Raw genomic sequence first — 22,023 nt, forward strand, 5'->3', positions numbered from 1 at the left:
ATGGTTCTGTCCATGATCGTCCCGAGGCGACCGTGACCGCACGGACGACCGCCACCGACCGGGTCTTCGCGTTGCTGCGCGAGCAGATCGTCGGCGGCGAGCTCGCGGCGGGATCGCAGCACTCCATCTACCGGCTGTCCGAGCAGCTCGACGTCTCCCGGACCCCGGTCCGCGAGGCCGTGCTGCGGCTGGCCGACCTGGGTCTGGTCGAGATCGAGCGCAACCGGGGGGTGCGCATCCGCGGCGTGACCGTGGCCGACGTCCGCGAGGTCTTCGAGCTGAGGCTGCTGCTCGAGGTGCCGGCCGCCGCGGCGGCGGCGCGCCTCGCCGACCGCGCCCTGCTGGACGAGCTGGCCGCCAACGTCGAGGCGACCCGGGCCCACGCGGAGGCCGGGCGCCGGACCGACTTCACCCGGGTCGACCGCGACTTCCACTCGCTCGTGGCGTCCGCGGTGCGCAATCCACGGCTGGAGGCGGAGGTCACCCGCCTGCGCGACTCGATCCAGGCGCGGGGCGTCTCCACCTTCGGGCGCTCGCGCCCGCTGGGCGAGGTGGCCGCCGAGCACGCTCCCGTGGCGGAGGCGGGCGCGGCCCGCGAGCCCGAGGCCGCCGCCGCACGGATGTCGGCGCACCTCGAGCGCACCGGGACGCTGCTGATGCGCCAGGTGGCGGGACCGGGGGAGACCGTCGACCCGGGGTGGGCTGAGGACGTCCGCGCCGCGACCGTGGCCGCGGGGAGTAGCATGCTACTGAAGGAATCCGCGGACGAAGGACACCGATGACCACGCCTCCCCTCGAGCGCACGCACACCGCCGGCGACGTCCTGTCGGCGCTGGACCGCGCCGGGGTGCGCGACGTCGACGCCTCGTCGCTGGCGCGCGCGCTCTACAGCTCCGACGCCTCGCTCTACCGGGTCGAGCCCACCGTGGTCGTCCGCCCGCACGACATCGACGAGGTCCACGCCGTCGTCGAGGCGTGCCGCACCACCGGTACCCCGCTCACCTCCCGCGGCGCCGGCACCTCGATCGCCGGCAACGCGATCGGCGCGGGCGTCGTGCTCGACTTCTCGCGCCACATGAACCGCATCCACGCCATCGACGAGGCCACGCGCACCGCGCAGGTCCAGCCGGGGGTCGTGCACGCGACGCTCCAGCGCGCGGCCGCGCCGGTGGGACTGCGCTACGGGCCCGACCCGTCCACCCACACGCGCTGCACGGTGGGCGGGATGATCGGCAACAACGCCTGCGGCAACCGCGCGCTGGGCTACGGGCGCAGCGCCGACAACGTGGCCGCCCTCGACCTGCTGACGATGTCGGGGGAGCGGTTCCAGGTGGGCCGCGACGTCACGGTGGCGTCCGACCGGCTCGAGCGGCTCCGTTCGCTCGTGGGCGCCAACCTCTCCACCGTCCGCACCGAGTTCGGCCGCTTCGGCCGCCAGGTGTCGGGGTACAGCCTCGAGCACCTCCTGCCCGAGCGGGGCTTCGACGTCGCCTCCTTCATGGCCGGCACCGAGGGCACGCTCGCGGTGATGCTGGGCGCCACGGTCGACCTCGTCGCCGACGCCCCGGTCCGCCACCTCGTCGTGCTGTCCTTCCCGTCGATGGCCGAGGCCGCCGACCACGTCCCGGCGATCCTGCCGTTCGAGCCGATCGCGTGCGAGGGGCTCGGCGGCCGCATCGTCGAGGTCTACCGCGCGGCGAACGGCGTCTCGTCCGTTCCCGATCTGCCCGAGGGCGACGGCTTCCTCTACGTCGAGCTGGCAGGGGACGACGCGGCCGAGCTGCGCGCCCGGGCCGACCGGGTCGTCCGCGCCTCGGGTGCGCTGGGCCACCGCCACGTCACCTCCCCGATCGAGCAGTCGGTCCTGTGGCGGATCCGCGAGGAGGGCGCCGGCCTGGCGTCGCGCGCCTGGGACCGCCCGGCGCTCGCCGGCTGGGAGGACGCCGCCGTCCCGCCCGAGCGGCTGGGGGAGTACCTCCGCGGCTTCGAGGCACTGCTCGACCAGCACGGCCTGCACGGCACCCTGTTCGGCCACTTCGGCGACGGCTGCGTGCACGTGCGCATCGACTTCCCGCTCGATGCGTCCGAAGGCCGCCGCGGCTTCCGGTCCTTCCTCACCGATGCCGCCACGCTGACCGCCTCGTACGGCGGCTCCTTCTCCGGCGAGCACGGCGACGGCCGGGCCCGGTCCGAGCTGCTGCCCCTCATGTACTCGCCGGAGGCCGTCTCCCTGTTCGAGCAGGTCAAGGCGGTCTTCGACCCCGACGACCTGATGAACCCGGGCGTCCTCGTGCGACCCCGTCCGCTCGACGCCGACCTGCGCGGCATGGGCGCCGGCTGGCCCGCCGGCCTTCCCGGGCAGCGGCGCGGACTCAAGCTGCTGCACGACGACGGCGACTTCGGCGCCGCGGTGCACCGGTGCACGGGAGTGGGCAAGTGCCTCGCGGCGCCCGCGTCCGGCGTCATGTGTCCCTCGTTCCAGGCCACCCGCCAGGAGAAGGACTCCACGCGTGGTCGAGCCCGCGTCCTGCAGGAGATGATCGACGGGCGTCTCGTCGACGGCGGCTGGAGCAGCCCGGAGGTGCACGAGGCGCTCGACCTGTGCCTGTCGTGCAAGGGGTGCCTGGGCGACTGCCCCACCGGTGTGGACATGGCCAGCTACAAGTCCGAGGTGCTGCACCAGACCTACCGCGGCAAGCTGCGGCCCCGCAGTCACTACGTCCTGGGCCGGCTCCCGTTGTGGGCGCGACTCACCGCACCGGTCGCGCGCCTGGCGAACCTGGCCCTGCGCACGCCGGGCGTCGCGCACCTCGCCCGTTGGGTGGCGGGCGTCGACCAGCGCCGCAGCCTGCCCGCCTTCGCGACCCGCACCTTCTCCAAGGTCCTGGCGCGGGAGGAGCGTGCCACCGGCGGCGATCCCGTGCTGCTGTGGGCCGACTCCTTCACCGAGTACTTCTCCACCGACGCCGGCCGGGCGGCCGTGCGTCTGCTCGAGGCGGCCGGGTACGAGATCCGGCTGCTCGAGCGCCAGCAGTGCTGCGGGCTGACCTGGATCTCGACCGGTCAGCTCGACCAGGCCGCCGAGCTGGCGGGCGCTGCCGTCGACCAGCTGCACCCCTACGTCGCGGCCGGGATCCCGGTGGTCGGCCTCGAGCCCTCGTGCCTCGCGGTGCTGCGCACCGACGCCGTCGAGCTCGTCGACGACCCGCGCGCGGCGGAGGTGGCGAAGGGCGTGTTCACCCTGGCCGAGCTGCTGGCCGACCGCGAGGAGCTCGAGGTGCCCGACCTGTCCGGGCGCACCCTCGTGGTCCAGCCGCACTGCCACCAGGCCTCGGTCATGGGCTTCGACGCCGACCTGCGCCTGCTGTCGCGGACCGGCGCGAGCGTCGTCCGGGTGGGCGGGTGCTGCGGTCTCGCCGGCAACTTCGGCGTCGAGCAGGGGCACTACGAGGTCTCGGTCGCCGTGGCCGAGCAGCAGCTGCTCCCCGCCGTCCGCGACGCCGGTCCCGACGCGATCGTCGTCGCCGACGGCTTCAGCTGCCGCACCCAGCTCGACGACCTCGCCGACGTCCAGGCCGTCCACCTCGCCCAGCTGCTCCTCGGCGACCGCTGACCACCGCCCCCGGGGCAACTTTTGTGACACCGTTCGGTTCGATCCGGCTCGGCGTGCCGAACCGCGTCACAAAAGTCGGGCGTGGAGCGGGAGGATGGGCGCCATGGAAGACCCGCTGATCCTGCTCGGCCGCGAGATGGCCGGCTTCGCCGCCCTCGTCGGGGACATCGAGGGCGACGAGCCCGTGCCCGCCTGCCCCGGCCGGACCTCGGCCGACGTCGTCCGTCACCTCGGCTCGATCCACCGGTGGGCCGCGGCCATCGTGCTGTCGGGCCAGCGGACCCCCGACGAGCCGGCCGCGCGCGCGGGCGAGCCGCTGGACGAGTGGTACGCCGGCACCGCCACGGCCCTCATCGCGGCGCTGCAGGCGGTGGATCCCGACGAGCCGGTGCCGAACTTCTCGCGCACCGACGAGGTGGCCGCCTTCTGGCCGCGGCGCCAGCTGCACGAGACCTGCATCCACCGGGTCGACCTGCTCCAGGCGTGCGGGCGCCCGGACCTCACGTGGGACGTCGATCCCGAGGTCGCGGGGGACGGGATCGCCGAGGTGATCCGTGTCTTCGGCCGCCGGATGACCGACCGCGGGAAGCGGCCCCACGTCCACGCGCCCGTCCGTCTCGTCGCCACCGACCTGGAGCGCAGCTGGATCGTCGCGCCCGACGAGGACGACCCCGAGGGGCCGCCGCGCCTCGTCCAGCGCGAGATCGACGTCGAGGGCGAGGCCGTCGGCACGGCGACCGACCTGTACCTCGCCCTGTGGGGCAGGGCGCCGGCGTCCGCCGTCGCGCCCTCGGGTGCGGCCGTCGCCTGGTTCGACGGGCCGCGCGTCCCCTGACGCCAGACCGCTGCCGGCCGGTGGAGGCGATTTGTCCCGACGCGGCGGGCTCAGGTAGTATGGGGAGCCGTGCCCGACGTGAGTCGGTGCGACGTTCGAACGGACAAGGGCCCCTGGCCCGATGATCCGTGACCACGGTGGTCGGATGCCCCCGTGGTGGAGATCGAGAAAGACCCGCGAGGCGGTATGCGCGCCCGCGACTGCACGGGAGAATTCCCAGGAAGAGGCATAGTGCCCACCATCAACCAGCTTGTCCGCAAGGGCCGCCAGAGCAAGGTCGTCAAGACCAACACCCCGGCCCTGAAGGGTTCGCCCCAGCGGCGTGGCGTGTGCACCCGCGTGTACACCACGACCCCCAAGAAGCCGAACTCCGCGCTGCGGAAGGTCGCTCGTGTCCGCCTCTCCAGCGGCACCGAGGTGACCGCCTACATCCCCGGTGAGGGCCACAACCTCCAGGAGCACTCGATCGTGCTCGTTCGCGGTGGTCGTGTGAAGGACCTCCCGGGTGTCCGCTACAAGATCATTCGCGGCTCCCTCGACACGCAGGGTGTCAAGGGCCGCAAGCAGGCTCGCAGCCGTTACGGCGCGAAGAAGGAGAAGAGCTGATGCCTCGCAAGGGTCCCGCTCCGAAGCGTGCCATCGAGACCGATCCGGTCTACGGCAGTCAGCTGGTCACCCAGCTGATCAACAAGGTGCTGTTCGACGGCAAGAAGCAGGTCGCACAGCGCATCGTCTACAGCGCCCTCGAGGGCACGCGTGAGAAGTCCGGCACCGATCCGGTCATCACCCTCAAGCGCGCGCTCGACAACGTCAAGCCCGCCCTGGAGGTCAAGAGCCGCCGCGTCGGTGGCGCCACCTACCAGGTCCCGGTCGACGTCCGTCCGGGCCGTCAGACCACTCTCGCGCTGCGCTGGCTCGTCAAGTACAGCTCCGAGCGTCGCGAGAAGACCATGGCCGAGCGTCTCCAGAACGAGCTGCTCGACGCCAGCAATGGCCTGGGTGCCAGCGTGAAGAAGCGCGAGGACACCCACAAGATGGCCGAAGCCAACAAGGCGTTCGCCCACTACCGCTGGTGACCGTGAGCGCGGTGACCCCGCGCTCGCCCACCCACCCCATCTCTGCGAAGGCTGATCCTCACGTGGCAACCGACATCACCACCGACCTGACCAAGGTCCGCAACATCGGCATCATGGCGCACATCGATGCCGGTAAGACCACCACCACCGAGCGCATCCTGTTCTACACCGGCATCACGTACAAGATCGGTGAGGTCCACGAGGGTGGCGCCACGATGGACTGGATGGAGCAGGAGCAGGAGCGCGGCATCACGATCACGTCGGCCGCGACGACCTGCTGGTGGAAGAACCACCAGATCAACATCATCGACACCCCCGGTCACGTCGACTTCACCGTCGAGGTCGAGCGCTCGCTGCGCGTCCTCGACGGCGCGGTCGCGGTGTTCGACGGCGTCGCCGGTGTCGAGCCCCAGTCCGAGACCGTGTGGCGTCAGGCCGACAAGTACGGCGTCCCGCGCATGTGCTTCGTCAACAAGCTCGACCGCACGGGCGCCTCGTTCGACTTCTGCGTCAAGACGATCCGCGAGCGCCTCGGCGCGACCGCGCTCGTCCTGCAGCTGCCGATCGGTGCCGAGTCGGACTTCCTGGGCGTCGTCGACCTCGTCGGCATGCGTGCCCTGACGTGGCGCGGCGAGACGACGATCGGTGAGGACTACACGGTCGAGGAGATCCCAGCCGACCTGGCCGACGCCGCCGCCGAGGGTCGCGAGAACCTTCTCGAGACGCTGGCCGACGTCGACGACGAGATCGCCATGGCGTACCTCGAGGGCGAGGACATCTCGGTCGAGGACCTCAAGGCCGCGATTCGTCGCGCCACCCTGGCCGCGAAGCTCAACCCGGTCCTGTGCGGCACGGCGTTCAAGAACAAGGGCGTCCAGCCCCTGCTCGACGCGGTCGTCGACTTCCTGCCCAGCCCGATCGACGTCGGCGACATCGTCGGCCTCGATCCCAAGGACGAGTCGAAGAACGACACGCGCCCGCCGTCCGACGACGCGCCGTTCGCCGGTCTGGCCTTCAAGATCGCCACGGACCCGCACCTGGGCAAGCTGACCTTCGTGCGCGTCTACTCCGGTCGCCTCGAGGCGGGCACCCAGGTGCTCAACGTCACGAAGGGCCGCAAGGAGCGGATCGGCAAGGTCTACCAGATGCACGCCAACAAGCGTGAGGAGATCGCGTCGGTCGGCGCCGGCCAGATCGTGGCCGTCATGGGCCTCAAGGACACCACCACGGGCGAGACGCTGGCCGACTCGGCCAACCCGATCGTGCTCGAGTCGATGACCTTCCCGGACCCGGTGATCCAGGTCGCGATCGAGCCCAAGACCAAGAGCGACCAGGAGAAGCTGGGCGTCGCCATCCAGAAGCTCGCCGAGGAGGACCCGACGTTCCAAGTCCACACGGACGAGGAGACGGGTCAGACGATCATCGCCGGCATGGGCGAGCTCCACCTCGACATCCTGGTCGACCGCATGAAGCGGGAGTTCCGGGTCGAGGCGAACGTGGGCAAGCCGCAGGTCGCCTACCGCGAGACCATCCGCAAGGCGGTCACGGGTCACAGCTACACCCACAAGAAGCAGACCGGTGGTTCGGGTCAGTTCGCCAAGGTCGTCATCGGCCTGGCGCCCAACGGTCCCGAGGCCGGTGGCGAGGGTGGCTACGAGTTCGTCAACGAGGTCACGGGTGGTCGCGTCCCGCGCGAGTACATCCCCTCGGTCGACGCCGGCGGCCAGGCCGCCATGGAGTTCGGCGTCCTCGCCGGCTACCCCATGGTGGACGTCAAGTTCACCCTTGAGGACGGCGCCTACCACGACGTCGACTCCAGCGAGCTCGCCTTCAAGCTGGCCGGCAACATGGCCTTCAAGGAAGCAGCGCGCAAGGCCAACCCGGTTCTCCTCGAGCCGATGTTCGCCGTCGAGGTCACGACGCCCGAGGACTACATGGGCGACGTGATCGGCGACCTCAACTCTCGTCGTGGACAGGTTCAGTCCATGGAGGAGGGCTACGGTGGCGCCAAGATGATCAAGGCGCTCGTGCCGTTGTCCGAGATGTTCGGGTACGTGGGTGACCTGCGGTCGAAGACCTCAGGCCGCGCGTCGTACTCGATGCAGTTCGATTCCTACGCCGAGGTCCCCAAGGCCGTGGCCGAAGAGATCGTCAAGAAGGCCCGCGGCGAGTGAGCTTCGGCCCCATCGCATAGGGTGGCCTGAGGTTCGCTCCGACGCGTTCCACACGGCGTTTCAGTCAAACAAGATCTAGAGAAACCAAACCAGGAGGGCCCCAGTGGCTAAGGCGAAGTTCGAGCGGACCAAGCCGCACATGAACATCGGCACCATCGGTCACATCGACCATGGCAAGACGACGCTGACCGCGGCGATCACCAAGGTGCTGCACGACAAGTACCCCGACCTGAACGAGGCCTCGGCCTTCGATCAGATCGACAAGGCTCCCGAGGAGCGCCAGCGCGGCATCACGATCTCCATCTCGCACGTCGAGTACCAGACCGAGAACCGTCACTACGCGCACGTCGACTGCCCGGGTCACGCCGACTACGTCAAGAACATGATCACCGGCGCGGCTCAGATGGACGGCGCGATCCTCGTGGTCGCCGCCACCGACGGCCCCATGCCCCAGACGCGTGAGCACGTGCTGCTCGCCCGCCAGGTCGGCGTGCCGGCCATGGTCGTGGCGCTCAACAAGTGCGACATGGTCGACGACGAGGAGATCCTGGAGCTCGTCGAGCTCGAGGTTCGCGAGCTGCTCAACGAGCAGGACTTCGACGGCGACAACGTCCCCGTCGTCAAGGTTGCGGCCCACCCGGCCCTGACCGGCGACGAGAAGTGGGGCGAGTCGATTCTCGAGCTGATGAACGCGGTCGACGAGTACATCCCGCTGCCCCCGCGTGAGACGGACAAGCCGTTCCTCATGCCGGTCGAGGACGTCTTCACGATCACCGGTCGTGGCACCGTCATCACGGGTCGTATCGAGCGTGGCATCGTCAAGGTCAACGACACCGTCGACATCGTGGGCATCCGTGAGGACAAGCAGACCACGACCGTCACTGGCATCGAGATGTTCCGCAAGCTGCTCGACGAGGGTCAGGCCGGCGAGAACGTCGGACTGCTCCTGCGTGGCACGAAGCGCGAGGACGTCGAGCGCGGCATGGTCGTGATCGCCCCCGGCTCGACGACTCCCCACACGGAGTTCGACGGCCAGGTGTACATCCTGTCCAAGGAGGAGGGTGGCCGTCACACGCCGTTCTTCAACAACTACCGCCCGCAGTTCTACTTCCGCACCACGGACGTCACCGGCGTCGTCACGCTGCCCGAGGGCACCGAGATGGTCATGCCCGGCGACAACACCGAGATGTCGGTCGTGCTGATCCAGCCGATCGCCATGGAGGAGGGCCTGCGCTTCGCCATCCGCGAGGGCGGCCGCACCGTCGGCGCCGGCCGTGTCACGAAGATCAGCAAGTGATCTGACCTGACACGCACTGCGTGAGAACCCCCGGGGCTTCGGCCCCGGGGGTTCTGTCATGTCCGGGTGCCGTTCGGGGGAGGGGCCTGCCGTACCCTCGCGGTGTGGGACACGATCACGCGCACGGCGCCGGGGTCCAGCACCGTGGACGCCTGCTCGCCGTGCTGGCGCTGACCCTCGGGGTCCTGGTCGTGCAGGTCGTCGTCGGTCTGATGACCGGTTCGCTCGCCCTGCTCGCCGACGCCGGCCACATGCTCAGCGACTCGCTCGGACTGGTGCTCGCGCTGGCGGCGATCGCCGTCGCCCAGCGGCCCGGCGGTCCGCGCAGCACGTACGGCTGGCACCGCACCGAGGTCCTCGCCGCCGGCGCCAACGGGCTGATCCTGCTGGGCATCTGCGTCGTCATCGCGGTGAACGCCGTCGCTCGGCTCGACGACCCGCCGAGCATCGAGGGCGGCTGGGTCCTGGTGGCGGGCGCAGTTGGACTCGCGGTCAACATCGTCGGACTCGTCGTCCTGCGCGCCGGCTCGAAGGAGAGCCTCAACGTCCGTGGCGCCTACCTCGAGGTGCTCGGCGACGCCGTCGGCTCGGTCGCCGTGATCGTGTCCGCGGTCGTCATCCTCCTCACCGGCTGGCACGAGGCCGACCCGATCGCCTCGCTGGTGATCGCGGCACTCGTGATCCCGCGCGCGGTGTCGCTGCTGCGCGACGTGGCCGAGGTCCTGCTGGAGACCAGTCCTCGCGACGTCGACCTCGACGAGGTGCGGGGCCACATCCTCGGGGTGGAGGGCGTGGTGGACGTGCACGACCTGCACGTCTGGACGATCACCAGCGGCATGCCGGTGATGAGCGCGCACGTCGTCGTCGACGACTCGGTCGTCGACATGGCCGACGCGCACCACGTGCTCGACCACCTGTGCACGTGCCTGAGCCACCACTTCGACGTGGCCCACTCGACGTTCCAGTTGGAGCCCGCCGGGCACCTGGAGTCGGAGCGCCACGGCCACGACTAGGGCGGGTGTCGCAGCCCACGGTCACACCCGCACGACCCGATTTGTGTTACGCGGGCGGAGTCTGTCAGAATGGTCAGGTTGCCCCGGCATGTTCGCGGTGGCGCCTGCGGTTGGGAACTCACGCCCAGCTCAACGTCGGCGCCGAACCCGAGACCATGTTGTCCGGCCAGTCGCACCGCATCGGCGGGGCGGAGCCGGTCCAACCACCTAACTCGAGAAGTGTGTGTTCCTTTGTGCGCGTCAGCGCCGCGACACGCCCGACCTCGGGGAACGGAGACGGGGGCCTGCCTACCCCGAACCCGGGGGCTGGCGAAGACGAATGTAAAGGACGAGCGAGAGCATGGCGGGACAGAAGATCCGTATCCGGCTCAAGGCCTACGACCACGAGGTCATCGATTCCTCGGCGAAGAAGATCGTCGACACCGTGACCCGCACCGGCGCCAAGGTTGCCGGCCCCGTGCCGCTGCCGACGGAGAAGAACGTGTACTGCGTCATCCGTTCGCCGCACAAGTACAAGGACAGCCGCGAGCACTTCGAGATGCGCACCCACAAGCGGCTCATCGACATCATCGACCCGACGCCCAAGACCGTCGACTCGCTCATGCGACTCGACCTGCCGGCCGGCGTCGACATCGAGATCAAGCTCTGAGGGAGGGACGCACACCATGAGCAGCAGCACACTCACCGCGCGCGGCCTCCTCGGTCGCAAGCTCGGGATGACGCAGGTCTGGGACGAGAACAACCGGGTCATCCCGGTCACCGTCCTCGAGGCCTCGACCAACATCGTCACCCAGATCCGCACCCGCGAGACCGACGGCTACAGCGCCATCCAGCTCGGCTACGGCGAGATCGACGGCCGCAAGCTGAACAAGCCGCAGGCCGGTCACTTCGCGAAGGCCGGCGTCACGCCGCGCCGCCACGTCGTGGAGATCCGCACCGAGGCCGTCGCCGACTACACCCTGGGCCAGGAGATCTCCCCGGAGATCTTCGCCAACGGTGACAAGGTCGACGTGACCGCCACCAGCAAGGGCAAGGGCTTCGCCGGCGTCATGAAGCGTCACGGCTTCGCCGGCGTCTCCGCCTCGCACGGCGCGCACCGCAACCACCGCAAGCCCGGCTCCATCGGTGGCTGCGCCACCCCCGGCCGGGTCTTCAAGGGCCTGCGCATGGCGGGCCACATGGGCACGGACACCGTGACCACCCAGAACCTCACCGTCCACGCGGTCGACACCGAGCGGGGCCTCATCCTGGTCAAGGGCGCAGTGCCCGGGGCCAAGGGCGCTCTCGTCGTCATCCGCTCCGCTGCGAAGGGGGCCTGACCGACATGGCACAGACCATCGACGTCGACCTGCCCGTCGACATCTTCGACGCCCGCGTCAGCATCCCGCTGATGCACCAGGTCGTCACCGCACAGCTCGCGGCTGCCCGTCAGGGCACGCACAGCGTCAAGACGCGCGCTGAGGTCCGCGGCGGCGGCAAGAAGCCGTACCGCCAGAAGGGCACCGGCCGCGCTCGTCAGGGCTCGATCCGCGCTCCCCAGTACGCCGGTGGTGGCGTCGTGCACGGCCCCACGCCGCGCTCGTACGACCAGCGCACGCCCAAGAAGATGAAGGCCGCCGCCCTGCGTGGCGCCCTCACCGACCGGGCCCGCAGCGGTCGCCTGCACGTCATCGACTCGCTCGTCTCCGGTGACGCGCCGTCCACCCGGACCGCGCTCGCCGCGGTGCGTGGCCTCTCCAACCGGGCGCGCGTGCTCGTGGTCGTCGACCGCGACGACGCGCTGACGGTCAAGAGCCTGCGCAACGCCGAGTTCATCGCCACGCTCACCTTCGACCAGCTCAACACGTACGACGTGCTGCTGGCCGACGACGTGATCTTCACGAAGGCCGCGTTCGACGCCTTCGTGGCGGCGCGCTCGACCGAGGGTGCCGAGACGGTCAAGCTGAGCCAGGCGGTCGTCGAGGCTGACGCCCCCGCGGCCAAGCCGGCCAAGAAGTCCGCCCCCAAGCAGGCTGCCGCGAAGACCGAGGCCAAGGCCGAGGTTGCCGAGGACGACGCCAAGGCCGGCGCCACGAAGACCCAGCCGTACGGCCCGGGTTCGAAGGCGCCGCTGGCCAGCGGCAACGCGCCGAAGGGTCACGAGGTCAAGGCCGTCGAGGCCGACAAGACCTACGTCGCCCCCGGTGCCGCCGCGTACGACGCGACGGAGGCCACGGTCTGGTTCGACAGCGCCGAGAGCGCCGAGGCCGCCGGGTTCACCGCCCAGGAGGAGAACTGATGACCAACCACGGAACCTTCGCGCGGGACGTCCTGATCGCCCCCGTGGTCAGCGAGAAGAGCTACGGCCTGCTCGACGACAACAAGTACACGTTCCTGGTCCACCCGGACGCCAACAAGACCCAGATCAAGATCGCCGTCGAGGAGATCTTCGGGGTCAAGGTCACCGGTGTGAACACGATCAACCGCAAGGGCAAGACCCGTCGCACCCGCAACGGCGAAGGCAAGCGCAAGGACACCAAGCGCGCCGTCGTCAGCGTGGCCGCGGGCCAGAGCATCGACATCTTCTCGAGCCCGAGCTGAAGGACTGACTGAGACATGGCTATTCGCAAGTACAAGCCCACCACGCCGGGCCGTCGCGGCTCGAGCGTGGCGGACTTCGCCGAGATCACGCGTACGACGCCCGAGAAGTCGCTGGTCGAGCCGCTGCCCAAGAAGGGCGGCCGCAACAACCAGGGCCGGATCACCACCCGTCACCAGGGTGGTGGCCACAAGCGCGCCTACCGCGTCATCGACTTCAAGCGCTACGACAAGGACGGCGTGCCGGCCAAGGTCGCTCACATCGAGTACGACCCCAACCGCACCGCCCGCATCGCGCTGCTGCACTACGCCGATGGCGAGAAGCGCTACATCATCGCGCCCGAGGGTCTGAAGCAGGGCATGGCGGTCGAGGCCGGTACCGGCGCCGACATCAAGCCCGGCAACAACCTGCCGCTGCGCAACATCCCGGTCGGCACCACGATCCACGCGATCGAGCTCCGTCCCGGTGGCGGCGCCAAGATGGGCCGCTCCGCCGGTGCCAAGGTGCAGCTCGTCGCCAAGGAGGGCTCGAAGGCGCAGCTGCGCCTGCCCTCCGGCGAGATGCGCTACGTCGACGTCCGCTGCCGCGCCTCCATCGGTGAGGTCGGCAACTCGGAGCAGTCGAACATCAACTGGGGCAAGGCCGGCCGCAACCGCTGGAAGGGCAAGCGCCCGACCGTCCGTGGTGTCGCCATGAACCCGATCGACCACCCGCACGGTGGCGGTGAGGGCAAGACCTCCGGTGGCCGTCACCCGGTCAGCCCGTGGGGCAAGCCCGAGGGCCGTACGCGCAAGCGCAAGGCCAGCGACCAGATGATCGTCCGCCGCCGCAAGAGCGGTCGCTGAGAGAGGACCTGGAGAAAAAGATGCCTCGTAGTTTGAAGAAGGGTCCCTTCGTTGACGGCCACCTCGAGAAGAAGGTGGACGCTCAGAACGCGGCCGAGACCCACAACGTGATCAAGACCTGGTCCCGTCGCTCGATGATCCTGCCGTCCTTCATCGGACACACGATCGCCGTGCACGATGGCCGCAAGCACGTTCCCGTGTTCATCACCGACTCGATGGTTGGCCACAAGCTGGGGGAGTTCGCTCCCACCCGCACGTTCAAGGGCCATGAGAAGGACGACCGGAAGGCGAAGCGCCGATGAGTGCCACCACCCGTGACAACGTGAGCGAGCGCCGCGCGCGCCTGCTCGGCGACCGCCCCGGCGCCTTCGCCGTGGCGCGGTACGTCCGCGTCACCGCGCAGAAGTCGCGCCGTGTCGCCGACCTGATCCGCGGATCGCGCGTCGAGGACGCCCTGACCATGCTGAAGTTCCAGCCGCAGGCTGTGGCCGAGAACTTCTACAAGCTGGTCGACTCGGCTGCCTCGAACGCCGAGACCACCGAAGGACTGGATCGTTCGACCCTGGTCATCACCACCGTGCTGGTCGACGAGGGCCCGACGATGAAGCGCTGGCGCCCGCGCGCCAAGGGTGCGGCCAACCGCATCCTCAAGCGCACGAGCCACCTGACGGTGGTCGTCGAACCCGCAACCGACGAGAAGAAGGGTGGCAACTGACATGGGTCAGAAGATCAACCCGCACGGTTTCCGCCTGGGCATCTCCACGGATCACAAGAGCCGCTGGTACGCCGACAAGCTGTACTCCAGCTACGTCGGTGAGGACGTCAAGATCCGCCGCCTGCTCACCAAGGGCATGGATCGCGCCGGCATCAGCCGCGTCGAGATCGAGCGCACCCGTGACCGCGTCCGCGTGGACATCCACACGGCGCGTCCGGGCATCGTCATCGGTCGCCGTGGCGCCGAGGCCGACCGCATCCGCGGCGACCTGGAGAAGCTGACCGGCAAGCAGGTCCAGCTGAACATCCTCGAGGTCAAGCAGCCCGAGATGGACGCCCAGCTCGTCGCGCAGGGCGTGGCCGAGCAGCTGTCCGGTCGTGTGCAGTTCCGTCGTGCCATGCGCAAGGCGATGCAGACCACGATGCGTTCGGGCGCCAAGGGCATCCGGATCCAGTGCTCGGGTCGTCTCGGCGGCGCCGAGATGAGCCGCTCGGAGTTCTACCGCGAGGGTCGCGTCCCGCTGCACACGCTGCGCGCCGACGTCGACTACGGCTTCTACGAGGCCAAGACGACCTTCGGCCGCATCGGCGTGAAGGTCTGGATCTACAAGGGCGAGGTCGCCGGTACCCGGGCCGAGCGCGAGGCCGAGGCGGCCCGTCGCGCGGCTGCTCCGGGCAGCCGTCGTCCCGGCCGTGGTGAGCGTGGCGGCGCCCGTCGTCCCGCTCGTGACGCCGCTCCCGCCGCTGCTCCGGCCGCCACCGAGGCGGCTCCCGCAGCTGCTCCCGCGGCCACTGAAGGAGTTGAGTCCTGATGTTGATGCCTCGTCGCGTCAAGTACCGCAAGCAGCACCACCCCAAGCGCCGCGGCATGGCCAAGGGCGGCACCGAGCTGGCCTTCGGCGAGTTCGGCATCCAGGCGGTCGAGGGTCACTACGTGACCAACCGTCAGATCGAGTCCGCTCGTATCGCCATGACCCGTCACATCAAGCGTGGCGGCAAGGTCTGGATCAACATCTACCCGGACCGTCCGCTGACCAAGAAGCCCGCCGAGACCCGCATGGGCTCCGGCAAGGGCTCGCCCGAGTGGTGGGTGGCGAACGTCAAGCCCGGCCGTGTCATGTTCGAGCTCTCCGGTGTCACCGAGGAGGTCGCCCGTGAGGCGATGCGCCGCGCGATCCACAAGCTGCCCATGAAGGCACGCTTCATCACCCGCGAGACAGGAGACCTGTGATGGCAAGCAACACCGCAGAGCTCCGCGACCTCACTGCCGATGACCTGGCCGCGAAGCTGAAGGAGGCCAAGGAGGAGCTGTTCAACCTGCGCTTCCAGAACGCCACCGGTCAGCTCGACAACACCGCGCGTCTGCGCACGGTGCGCAAGGACATCGCGCGCATCTACACGGTCATCCGTGAGCGCGAGCTCGGCATCATCGAGGAGGTTCAGGCATGAGCACGAAGGACACTACTGTGCCCAATGAAGGTGGGAGCAACGAACGCTCCTCGCGCAAGATCCGTGAGGGTCTGGTCGTCAGCGACAAGATGGACAAGACCGTCGTCGTCAGCATCGAGGAGCGCTTCAAGCACCCGCTGTACGGCAAGGTGCTGCGCCGCAACATCAAGCTGAAGGCCCACGACGAGGCCAACGCGGCCGGCATCGGCGACCGTGTGCTCCTGTCGGAGACGCGTCCGCTCTCGGCCACCAAGCGTTGGCGGGTCGTGGAGATCCTCGAGAAGGCGAAGTGAGAGACAGATGATTCAGCAGGAGTCGCGACTCAAGGTCGCCGACAACACGGGTGCCAAGGAGATCCTCTGCATCCGCGTTCTCGGTGGCTCCGGTCGTCGCTACGCCGGTATCGGCGACACGATCGTCGCCACCGTCAAGGACGCGATCCCCGGAGGCAACGTCAAGAAGGGCGATGTCGTCAAGGCGGTCATCGTGCGCACCACGAAGGAGCGCCGCCGTCCTGACGGTTCGTACATCAAGTTCGACGAGAACGCTGCCGTGATCCTCAAGACGGACGGCGATCCGCGTGGAACCCGCATCTTCGGCCCCGTGGGCCGTGAGCTGCGCGACAAGAAGTTCATGCGCATCATCTCGCTCGCTCCGGAGGTGCTCTGAGATGGCAGGAATCCGCAAGGGTGACCAGGTCAAGGTCATCGCCGGCAAGGACAAGGGCGTCGAGGGCAAGATCATCGGCGTCCTGGAGAACGACCGCGTCGTCGTCGAGGGCGTGAACCGCGTCCAGAAGCACACGCGTGCCGGCCAGACCGGGACCGAGGGCGGCATCATCACCGCCGAGGCCCCGATCCACGTCTCGAACGTCATGCTCGTGGTCGACGCCGACGGCGGCAAGACCACCACCAAGATCGGCTCGGGCGTCGTCGACGGCAAGAAGACCCGCATCAGCCGCAAGACCGGAAAGGAGATCTGAGATGGCAACCACCACCGCGCCTCGCCTGAAGGCGAAGTACCGCGAGGAGATCGTGGCCGCGCTGCGGGAGCAGTTCGACTACGACAACGTCATGCAGGTCCCCGGCCTGACCAAGATCGTCGTCAACATGGGCGTCGGTGAGGCGGCCCGCGACGGCAAGCTCATCGAGGGTGCCATCAAGGACCTCACGGCCATCACCGGCCAGAAGCCCCAGGTCACCAAGGCCCGCAAGTCCATCGCCCAGTTCAAGCTGCGTGAGGGCATGCCGATCGGCGCGCACGTCACGCTGCGTGGCGACCGCATGTGGGAGTTCCTCGACCGCCTGCTGACGCTCGCGCTGCCGCGCATCCGCGACTTCCGCGGCCTGTCGCCCAAGCAGTTCGACGGCCGGGGCAACTACACGTTCGGCCTGACCGAGCAGGTCATGTTCCACGAGATCGACCAGGACAAGATCGATCGCAGCCGGGGCATGGACATCACGGTCGTCACCACGGCCACCAACGACGATGAGGGCCGCGCTCTGCTCAAGCTGCTCGGCTTCCCGTACAAGGAGAACTGACATGGCGAAGACCGGTCTGAAGGTCAAGCAGTCCCGTACGCCGAAGTTCGGCGTCCGTGGCTACACGCGCTGCCAGCGCTGCGGCCGTCCCCGCTCCGTCTACCGCAAGTTCGGCCTGTGCCGCATCTGCCTGCGGGAGATGGCGCACCGGGGCGAGCTGCCCGGCGTGACGAAGTCCTCTTGGTAATCGCGCGACTTTAAGAAACCACTTCACACCGCAGCAGGTCCCCTCCCACGGCCCACGGCCGGACGAGACGGAAACCGCAGCGAGAAACGGAACACACTGAAATGACGATGACCGATCCGATCGCGGACATGCTCACGCGTGTCCGCAACGGCAACCAGGCGTACCACGACGCCGTCACGATGCCGCACTCCAAGCTGAAGGAGGGCGTCGCCGCCATCCTGAAGCAGGAGGGCTACATCACCGACTACGCCGTGGCCGAGCCGACCGAGGGCGAGGTCGGCAAGTCGCTGACCATCACCCTCAAGTACGGCCCGCACCGCGAGCGCTCGATTGCCGGCATCCGCCGCATCAGCAAGCCGGGGCTGCGCGTCTACGCCAAGTCCAACAACCTTCCGAAGGTCCTCGGCGGCCTGGGCGTGGCGATCATCTCCACGAGCCAGGGTCTGCAGACCGACCGTCAGGCCAACAACAACGGAGTGGGTGGGGAAGTCCTCGCCTACGTCTGGTGACGAGAGAGGACTGAACATGTCGCGCATCGGCAAGCTCCCCGTCGCCGTCCCCTCCGGCGTCGACGTCAACATCGACGGCCAGACCGTCACGGTCAAGGGTCCCAAGGGCCAGCTCTCGCACACCGTCGCCGAGCCCATCACCGTCCGCAAGGACGATGACGGCGCGCTGGCGGTCGAGCGTCCCAACGACGAGCGTCGCAGCAAGGCCCTTCACGGCCTGTCCCGCACGCTGGTCAACAACATGGTCATCGGTGTCACCGAGGGCTACGAGAAGAAGCTCGAGATCGTCGGCGTCGGTTACCGCGTGCTCCCCAAGGGCCCGTCGGAGATCGAGCTGAACCTCGGCTTCAGCCACCCGGTGCCGTTCATGGCGCCCGAGGGCATCACGTTCACCGTCGAGGGTCCGACCAAGCTGACCGTCTCGGGCATCGACAAGCAGGTCGTGGGCGAGGTCGCCGCCAACATCCGCAAGATCCGCAAGCCGGAGCCCTACAAGGGCAAGGGCGTGCGGTACGCGGGAGAGCGCATCCTGCGCAAGGCCGGAAAGGCTGGTAAGTAAGCCATGGCAATCTCGATCAAGCACGCCAAGCACACTGCGGGTCGGGTCGCGTCGCGTCAGCGCCGCCAGATCCGTGGCCGCAAGAAGATCCAGGGTTCGGCCGAGCGTCCTCGCCTGGTCGTCACCCGCTCGAGCAAGCACATCGTCGCGCAGGTCGTCAACGACCTCGAGGGACACACGCTCGCGTCGGCTTCCACCATGGAGTCGGACCTGCGTTCGTTCGAGGGCGACAAGACGGCCAAGGCCAAGAAGGTCGGCGAGCTGCTCGCCGATCGCGCCAAGGCTGCCGGTGTCGGCTCGGTGGTGTTCGACCGCGCGGGCAACAAGTACGCCGGTCGCGTCGCTGCGCTGGCCGACGGCGCCCGCGAGGGCGGACTGGAGTTCTGATGACCATCACGACGAACAAGGGGAGTGCCGCATGAGCACGCGCCGACAGGGTGGCGAGCGTCGCGGAGGCCGCGGCGACCGCAACGCCGAGAAGTCCAACTACATCGAGAAGGTCGTCACGATCAACCGTGTGGCCAAGGTCGTCAAGGGCGGCCGGCGCTTCAGCTTCACCGCGCTGGTCATCGTCGGTGACGGCGACGGCCAGGTCGGTGTCGGCTACGGCAAGGCCAAGGAAGTTCCCACGGCCATCGCCAAGGGTGTCGAGGAGGCGAAGAAGTCCTTCTTCCGCGTCCCCCGCATCCAGGGCACCATCCCGCACCCGGTGCAGGGTGAGAAGGCGGCCGGTGTCGTCTTCCTGCGCCCGGCGTCGCCCGGTACCGGCGTCATCGCCGGTGGCCCGGTCCGCGCCGTGCTGGAGGCCGCTGGCATCCACGACGTCCTGAGCAAGTCGCTCGGCTCCTCGAACGCGATCAACATCGTCCACGCGACGGTGGAGGCGCTGCGCTCGCTGGAGTCGCCGCAGGACGTGGCCACGCGCCGCGGCCTGACGGTCGAGGAGGTCGCCCCCGCCGCCCTGATCAAGGCCGGCAAGCTGAAGCACGGCGAGACCGCGGAGGTGACCGTCTGATGGGCAAGCTCGAAGTCACCCAGGTCAAGTCGGGCATCGGTCGCGAGCAGAACCAGCGCAACACGCTGCGTTCGCTCGGGCTCAAGCGCATCGGCGACGTCAAGGTCGTCGAGGACCGTCCCGAAATCCGCGGCATGGTCAACACCATCCCGCACCTCGTCACCTTTAAGGAGGTCGACTGATCATGGCGATCAAGTTGCACCACCTGCGTCCCGCTCCGGGCGCCAAGAAAGCCAAGACCCGCGTGGGTCGCGGTGAGGGCTCCAAGGGCAAGACCGCCGGTCGTGGCACCAAGGGCACCAAGGCCCGCTACCAGGTGTCCGCCGGCTTCGAAGGCGGCCAGATCCCGCTCCACATGCGCCTGCCGAAGCTCAAGGGCTTCACGAACCCGTTCCGGGTCGAGTACCAGGTCGTCAACGTGGGCCGGATCTCCGAGCTCTTCGCCGAGGGCGGCACGGTCGACGTGGCCACGCTCGTCGAGAAGGGTGCGGTCCGCAAGGGCCGTCCCGTCAAGGTGCTCGGTGGCGGCGACATCGACGTCGCGGTCCAGGTGACCGTCGACAAGGTGTCCGCCTCGGCCCAGGCCAAGATCGAGGCCGCCGGCGGTTCCGTCAGCGCGTCCTGACGCCAACTGCAGGATCCGAAGCGATCGTCGGGCGGGTTCTCCCCATGAGGAGAGCCCGCCCGTTTCGCTCACTGTTACAGTCAGACGGCGTCATGCCGTGAAGCGGGAGGAAGTTCGTGCTCAAAGTCTTCGTGAACGCGTTCAGGACACCTGAACTGCGTCGCAAGATCCTCTTCGTCCTGGGGATCGTCGTGCTCTTCAGGATGGGCTCGATGCTGCCCGCGCCCGGCGTCAACGTGGCGAACGTGCGCGAGTGCGTCGACCTCGCCGCGGGCGGCGAGAATGCCGGCCTGTTCGCCCTCATCAACGTCTTCTCCGGCGGTGCGCTGCTGCAGCTGACCGTGTTCGCGCTCGGCATCATGCCCTACATCACCGCGAGCATCATCCTGCAGCTGCTCGTCGTGGTGATCCCGCGGCTGGAGGCCCTCAAGAAGGAGGGCCAGTCCGGCCAGGCGAAGATCACGCAGTACACCCGCTACCTCACAGTCGGCCTCGCGATCCTGCAGGCCGCGGGCATCGTGGCGCTGGCGCGCAGCGGCGACCTGTTCCAGGGCGCCTGCAACCTGCCGCTGCTCTACAGCCCCGACAGCATGGCCTCGTACCTGCTGATCGTCACGGTCATGGTCGCCGGCACCACCGTCATCATGTGGTTCGGCGAGCTCATCACCGACCGTGGCGTCGGCAACGGCATGTCGATCCTGATCTTCACGCAGGTCGTCGCCACCTTCCCCGGCGCGATGTGGAACATCCGCCAGACGAACGGCTGGACCACCTTCGCCATCGTCGTGGCCGTCGGCCTGGCCGTGGTCGCGCTGGTCATCTTCATCGAGCAGGCCCAGCGCAGGATCCCGGTCCAGTACGCCAAGCGCATGGTCGGCCGTCGCATGTTCGGTGGCTCCTCCACCTACATCCCGCTCAAGGTGAACCAGGCCGGCATCATCCCGGTCATCTTCGCCTCCAGCCTGATGTACCTGCCGGTGCTGTGGGTCAACTTCAACTCCGACTCCTCGGCCGCCAGCTGGATCCAGGACCACTTCGTCACGGGCGACCACCCGTACTACATGGCCACGTTCTTCGCGCTGATCGTGTTCTTCACGTACTTCTACGTGTCGATCACGTTCAACCCCGAGGAGGTCGCCGACAACATGAAGAAGTACGGCGGCTTCATCCCGGGCATCCGCGCCGGCAAGCCCACGCAGGACTACCTGGGCTACGTCCTGTCGCGCATCACCGCGCCGGGCGCGCTGTACCTCGGCCTGATCTCCCTGATCCCGATGCTGGCGATCGCCTTGGTCGGGGCCAACCAGAACTTCCCGTTCGGCGGAACCACGATCCTGATCATCGTGGGCGTCGGGCTCGACACGGTGAAGCAGATCGAAAGCCAGTTGCAGCAGCGCAACTACGAAGGGTTCCTGAAGTGACGCGACTCCTCATCATGGGTCCGCCCGGCGCGGGCAAGGGCACGCAGGCCGTGGCGCTCGCCGAGCGCATCCACGGTGCGCACGTCTCCACCGGCGACATCTTCCGCGAGAACGTCGCGAAGGAGACCGAGCTGGGCCAGGCCGCCAAGCGCTACATGGACGCCGGCGAGTACGTGCCGGACGAGGTCACCAACGCGATGGTGGCCGACCGTCTCGCGCAGGACGACGCCCGCGAGGCGTTCCTGCTCGACGGCTACCCGCGCACCCTCGACCAGGTCGCCAAGCTCGACCAGATCCTGGCCGACCTCGGCTCGGGCCTCGACGGCGTCATCGCCCTGACGGTCGTCGAGGACGAGCTCATCGGCCGCCTGCTCGAGCGGGCCAAGGTGAGTGGTCGCTCCGACGACACCGAAGAGGTCATCCGGCACCGCCAGGAGGTGTACCGGAACGAGACCGCGCCCCTGCTGGCCGTCTACCGCGACCGTGGCCTGCTGATCGAGGTCGACGGCATGGGCACTCCGGAAGAGGTCGGCGCGCGCATCGCCGAGGCTCTTTCCACCCGCGCCTGAGTG

Annotated in this window: 31 protein-coding genes; all 31 read left to right on the forward strand. The window is 68.7% G+C overall.

The window, feature by feature from the left end; translation table 11 throughout:
* The first annotated feature begins 32 nt into the window (after positions 1-32).
* Positions 33-782 carry an FCD domain-containing protein gene (locus H1W00_RS05650; protein WP_181754423.1) on the forward strand — a complete coding sequence of 250 codons (750 nt, stop codon included), beginning with the start codon at positions 33-35 and terminating at the stop codon, positions 780-782.
* Positions 779-3,613: an FAD-binding and (Fe-S)-binding domain-containing protein gene (locus H1W00_RS05655; protein ID WP_181754426.1), complete on the forward strand. Its 2,835-nt coding sequence runs from the start codon at positions 779-781 to the stop codon at positions 3,611-3,613. The genes H1W00_RS05650 and H1W00_RS05655 overlap by 4 nt, the downstream gene beginning before the upstream one ends.
* 103 nt (positions 3,614-3,716) lie before the next feature.
* Positions 3,717-4,448 (forward strand): maleylpyruvate isomerase family mycothiol-dependent enzyme, encoded by a 732-nt coding sequence (locus H1W00_RS05660; RefSeq protein WP_181754428.1) that lies wholly within the window; start codon positions 3,717-3,719, stop codon positions 4,446-4,448.
* A gap of 231 nt (positions 4,449-4,679) precedes the next feature.
* Positions 4,680-5,054, forward strand: a complete 375-nt coding sequence (gene rpsL, locus H1W00_RS05665) for a 30S ribosomal protein S12 (RefSeq protein ID WP_019143662.1) — start codon at positions 4,680-4,682, stop codon at positions 5,052-5,054.
* Positions 5,054-5,524, forward strand: coding sequence for a 30S ribosomal protein S7 (rpsG, locus tag H1W00_RS05670; RefSeq protein WP_078699135.1), 471 nt, complete (start codon positions 5,054-5,056; stop codon positions 5,522-5,524). The genes rpsL and rpsG overlap by 1 nt, the downstream gene beginning before the upstream one ends.
* A 62-nt stretch (positions 5,525-5,586) precedes the next feature.
* Positions 5,587-7,698: an elongation factor G gene (fusA, locus tag H1W00_RS05675; RefSeq protein ID WP_181754430.1), complete on the forward strand. Its 2,112-nt coding sequence runs from the start codon at positions 5,587-5,589 to the stop codon at positions 7,696-7,698.
* A 103-nt stretch (positions 7,699-7,801) separates the two neighbouring features.
* Entirely contained in the window at positions 7,802-8,995 is a 1,194-nt protein-coding gene (tuf, locus tag H1W00_RS05680; protein ID WP_181754432.1) for an elongation factor Tu, read from the forward strand.
* Between the two features lie 104 nt (positions 8,996-9,099).
* The gene (locus H1W00_RS05685; RefSeq protein ID WP_181754435.1) at positions 9,100-10,008 is read left to right on the forward strand and encodes a cation diffusion facilitator family transporter; all 909 of its coding nucleotides are present in this window, start codon (positions 9,100-9,102) and stop codon (positions 10,006-10,008) included.
* Positions 10,009-10,348: 340 nt separating this feature from the next.
* On the forward strand, positions 10,349-10,657 hold the full coding sequence (gene rpsJ, locus H1W00_RS05690; RefSeq protein WP_078699131.1) for a 30S ribosomal protein S10: 309 nt from the start codon (positions 10,349-10,351) through the stop codon (positions 10,655-10,657).
* A 16-nt stretch (positions 10,658-10,673) separates the two neighbouring features.
* Entirely contained in the window at positions 10,674-11,327 is a 654-nt protein-coding gene (gene rplC / locus H1W00_RS05695) for a 50S ribosomal protein L3 (RefSeq protein ID WP_181754437.1), read from the forward strand.
* 5 nt (positions 11,328-11,332) lie between these two features.
* A complete protein-coding gene (gene rplD / locus H1W00_RS17000) occupies positions 11,333-12,286 on the forward strand; it encodes a 50S ribosomal protein L4, sunset domain variant (RefSeq protein WP_181754439.1) in 954 nt (317 codons plus the stop codon).
* The gene (rplW, locus tag H1W00_RS05705) at positions 12,286-12,588 is read left to right on the forward strand and encodes a 50S ribosomal protein L23 (RefSeq protein ID WP_078699128.1); all 303 of its coding nucleotides are present in this window, start codon (positions 12,286-12,288) and stop codon (positions 12,586-12,588) included. Before rplD ends, rplW begins: the two co-directional genes overlap by 1 nt.
* Before the next feature lie 15 nt (positions 12,589-12,603).
* Positions 12,604-13,431: a 50S ribosomal protein L2 gene (gene rplB / locus H1W00_RS05710; RefSeq protein ID WP_181754440.1), complete on the forward strand. Its 828-nt coding sequence runs from the start codon at positions 12,604-12,606 to the stop codon at positions 13,429-13,431.
* A gap of 20 nt (positions 13,432-13,451) precedes the next feature.
* A complete protein-coding gene (gene rpsS / locus H1W00_RS05715) occupies positions 13,452-13,733 on the forward strand; it encodes a 30S ribosomal protein S19 (protein ID WP_078699126.1) in 282 nt (93 codons plus the stop codon).
* Positions 13,730-14,146 carry a 50S ribosomal protein L22 gene (gene rplV, locus H1W00_RS05720; RefSeq protein WP_181754448.1) on the forward strand — a complete coding sequence of 139 codons (417 nt, stop codon included), beginning with the start codon at positions 13,730-13,732 and terminating at the stop codon, positions 14,144-14,146. Before rpsS ends, rplV begins: the two co-directional genes overlap by 4 nt.
* A 1-nt stretch (position 14,147) precedes the next feature.
* Positions 14,148-14,957, forward strand: coding sequence for a 30S ribosomal protein S3 (gene rpsC, locus H1W00_RS05725; RefSeq protein ID WP_078699124.1), 810 nt, complete (start codon positions 14,148-14,150; stop codon positions 14,955-14,957).
* Entirely contained in the window at positions 14,957-15,376 is a 420-nt protein-coding gene (gene rplP, locus H1W00_RS05730; RefSeq protein ID WP_181754450.1) for a 50S ribosomal protein L16, read from the forward strand. The genes rpsC and rplP overlap by 1 nt, the downstream gene beginning before the upstream one ends.
* Positions 15,376-15,594, forward strand: coding sequence for a 50S ribosomal protein L29 (gene rpmC / locus H1W00_RS05735; RefSeq protein WP_078699122.1), 219 nt, complete (start codon positions 15,376-15,378; stop codon positions 15,592-15,594). Before rplP ends, rpmC begins: the two co-directional genes overlap by 1 nt.
* Complete coding sequence (gene rpsQ, locus H1W00_RS05740; protein WP_181754452.1) at positions 15,591-15,887, forward strand: 30S ribosomal protein S17; 297 nt, start codon at positions 15,591-15,593, stop codon at positions 15,885-15,887. Before rpmC ends, rpsQ begins: the two co-directional genes overlap by 4 nt.
* A 7-nt stretch (positions 15,888-15,894) precedes the next feature.
* Complete coding sequence (gene rplN / locus H1W00_RS05745) at positions 15,895-16,263, forward strand: 50S ribosomal protein L14 (protein ID WP_078699120.1); 369 nt, start codon at positions 15,895-15,897, stop codon at positions 16,261-16,263.
* Between the two features lies 1 nt (position 16,264).
* Positions 16,265-16,576 carry a 50S ribosomal protein L24 gene (gene rplX / locus H1W00_RS05750; protein WP_181754454.1) on the forward strand — a complete coding sequence of 104 codons (312 nt, stop codon included), beginning with the start codon at positions 16,265-16,267 and terminating at the stop codon, positions 16,574-16,576.
* Position 16,577: 1 nt separating this feature from the next.
* Positions 16,578-17,135, forward strand: coding sequence for a 50S ribosomal protein L5 (gene rplE / locus H1W00_RS05755; protein ID WP_181754456.1), 558 nt, complete (start codon positions 16,578-16,580; stop codon positions 17,133-17,135).
* 1 nt (position 17,136) lies between these two features.
* On the forward strand, positions 17,137-17,322 hold the full coding sequence (locus H1W00_RS05760; protein WP_078699117.1) for a type Z 30S ribosomal protein S14: 186 nt from the start codon (positions 17,137-17,139) through the stop codon (positions 17,320-17,322).
* 101 nt (positions 17,323-17,423) lie between these two features.
* A complete protein-coding gene (rpsH, locus tag H1W00_RS05765) occupies positions 17,424-17,831 on the forward strand; it encodes a 30S ribosomal protein S8 (protein ID WP_181754458.1) in 408 nt (135 codons plus the stop codon).
* Positions 17,832-17,847: 16 nt separating this feature from the next.
* Positions 17,848-18,390 (forward strand): 50S ribosomal protein L6, encoded by a 543-nt coding sequence (rplF, locus tag H1W00_RS05770; protein WP_181754460.1) that lies wholly within the window; start codon positions 17,848-17,850, stop codon positions 18,388-18,390.
* Positions 18,391-18,393: 3 nt separating this feature from the next.
* Positions 18,394-18,777 (forward strand): 50S ribosomal protein L18, encoded by a 384-nt coding sequence (rplR, locus tag H1W00_RS05775; protein WP_181754462.1) that lies wholly within the window; start codon positions 18,394-18,396, stop codon positions 18,775-18,777.
* A gap of 31 nt (positions 18,778-18,808) precedes the next feature.
* A complete protein-coding gene (rpsE, locus tag H1W00_RS05780; RefSeq protein ID WP_078699113.1) occupies positions 18,809-19,405 on the forward strand; it encodes a 30S ribosomal protein S5 in 597 nt (198 codons plus the stop codon).
* Positions 19,405-19,587: a 50S ribosomal protein L30 gene (gene rpmD, locus H1W00_RS05785; protein ID WP_181754464.1), complete on the forward strand. Its 183-nt coding sequence runs from the start codon at positions 19,405-19,407 to the stop codon at positions 19,585-19,587. Before rpsE ends, rpmD begins: the two co-directional genes overlap by 1 nt.
* 2 nt (positions 19,588-19,589) lie before the next feature.
* Positions 19,590-20,030: a 50S ribosomal protein L15 gene (gene rplO, locus H1W00_RS05790; protein ID WP_181754466.1), complete on the forward strand. Its 441-nt coding sequence runs from the start codon at positions 19,590-19,592 to the stop codon at positions 20,028-20,030.
* Between the two features lie 116 nt (positions 20,031-20,146).
* The gene (gene secY, locus H1W00_RS05795; RefSeq protein ID WP_181754468.1) at positions 20,147-21,451 is read left to right on the forward strand and encodes a preprotein translocase subunit SecY; all 1,305 of its coding nucleotides are present in this window, start codon (positions 20,147-20,149) and stop codon (positions 21,449-21,451) included.
* Positions 21,448-22,020 carry an adenylate kinase gene (locus tag H1W00_RS05800; protein WP_338072838.1) on the forward strand — a complete coding sequence of 191 codons (573 nt, stop codon included), beginning with the start codon at positions 21,448-21,450 and terminating at the stop codon, positions 22,018-22,020. Before secY ends, H1W00_RS05800 begins: the two co-directional genes overlap by 4 nt.
* Positions 22,021-22,023 lie beyond the last annotated feature (3 nt).

Origin of the sequence: Aeromicrobium phoceense (assembly GCF_013868155.1) — a bacterium.
Classification (GTDB): domain Bacteria; phylum Actinomycetota; class Actinomycetes; order Propionibacteriales; family Nocardioidaceae; genus Aeromicrobium; species Aeromicrobium phoceense.

Excerpts from the sequence above, each read along its gene's own strand:
- rplC (WP_181754437.1), top strand. The coding sequence starts at position 10,674 with ATGAGCAGCAGCACACTCACCGCGCGCGGCCTCCTCGGTCGCAAGCTC.
- rplR (WP_181754462.1), top strand. The coding sequence starts at position 18,394 with ATGGCAATCTCGATCAAGCACGCCAAGCACACTGCGGGTCGGGTCGCG.
- rpmD (WP_181754464.1), top strand. The coding sequence starts at position 19,405 with ATGGGCAAGCTCGAAGTCACCCAGGTCAAGTCGGGCATCGGTCGCGAG.
- H1W00_RS05660 (WP_181754428.1), top strand. The coding sequence starts at position 3,717 with ATGGAAGACCCGCTGATCCTGCTCGGCCGCGAGATGGCCGGCTTCGCC.
- rplN (WP_078699120.1), top strand. The coding sequence starts at position 15,895 with ATGATTCAGCAGGAGTCGCGACTCAAGGTCGCCGACAACACGGGTGCC.
- rpsC (WP_078699124.1), top strand. The coding sequence starts at position 14,148 with ATGGGTCAGAAGATCAACCCGCACGGTTTCCGCCTGGGCATCTCCACG.
- rplD (WP_181754439.1), top strand. The coding sequence starts at position 11,333 with ATGGCACAGACCATCGACGTCGACCTGCCCGTCGACATCTTCGACGCC.
- rpmC (WP_078699122.1), top strand. The coding sequence starts at position 15,376 with ATGGCAAGCAACACCGCAGAGCTCCGCGACCTCACTGCCGATGACCTG.
- rplB (WP_181754440.1), top strand. The coding sequence starts at position 12,604 with ATGGCTATTCGCAAGTACAAGCCCACCACGCCGGGCCGTCGCGGCTCG.
- rpsG (WP_078699135.1), top strand. The coding sequence starts at position 5,054 with ATGCCTCGCAAGGGTCCCGCTCCGAAGCGTGCCATCGAGACCGATCCG.
- rplX (WP_181754454.1), top strand. The coding sequence starts at position 16,265 with ATGGCAGGAATCCGCAAGGGTGACCAGGTCAAGGTCATCGCCGGCAAG.
- H1W00_RS05655 (WP_181754426.1), top strand. The coding sequence starts at position 779 with ATGACCACGCCTCCCCTCGAGCGCACGCACACCGCCGGCGACGTCCTG.
- rpsS (WP_078699126.1), top strand. The coding sequence starts at position 13,452 with ATGCCTCGTAGTTTGAAGAAGGGTCCCTTCGTTGACGGCCACCTCGAG.
- rplE (WP_181754456.1), top strand. The coding sequence starts at position 16,578 with ATGGCAACCACCACCGCGCCTCGCCTGAAGGCGAAGTACCGCGAGGAG.
- rplF (WP_181754460.1), top strand. The coding sequence starts at position 17,848 with ATGTCGCGCATCGGCAAGCTCCCCGTCGCCGTCCCCTCCGGCGTCGAC.
- rpsH (WP_181754458.1), top strand. The coding sequence starts at position 17,424 with ATGACGATGACCGATCCGATCGCGGACATGCTCACGCGTGTCCGCAAC.
- rplP (WP_181754450.1), top strand. The coding sequence starts at position 14,957 with ATGTTGATGCCTCGTCGCGTCAAGTACCGCAAGCAGCACCACCCCAAG.
- rpsQ (WP_181754452.1), top strand. The coding sequence starts at position 15,591 with ATGAGCACGAAGGACACTACTGTGCCCAATGAAGGTGGGAGCAACGAA.
- rplW (WP_078699128.1), top strand. The coding sequence starts at position 12,286 with ATGACCAACCACGGAACCTTCGCGCGGGACGTCCTGATCGCCCCCGTG.
- rplO (WP_181754466.1), top strand. The coding sequence starts at position 19,590 with ATGGCGATCAAGTTGCACCACCTGCGTCCCGCTCCGGGCGCCAAGAAA.
- rpsJ (WP_078699131.1), top strand. The coding sequence starts at position 10,349 with ATGGCGGGACAGAAGATCCGTATCCGGCTCAAGGCCTACGACCACGAG.
- rplV (WP_181754448.1), top strand. The coding sequence starts at position 13,730 with ATGAGTGCCACCACCCGTGACAACGTGAGCGAGCGCCGCGCGCGCCTG.
- rpsE (WP_078699113.1), top strand. The coding sequence starts at position 18,809 with ATGAGCACGCGCCGACAGGGTGGCGAGCGTCGCGGAGGCCGCGGCGAC.
- H1W00_RS05760 (WP_078699117.1), top strand. The coding sequence starts at position 17,137 with ATGGCGAAGACCGGTCTGAAGGTCAAGCAGTCCCGTACGCCGAAGTTC.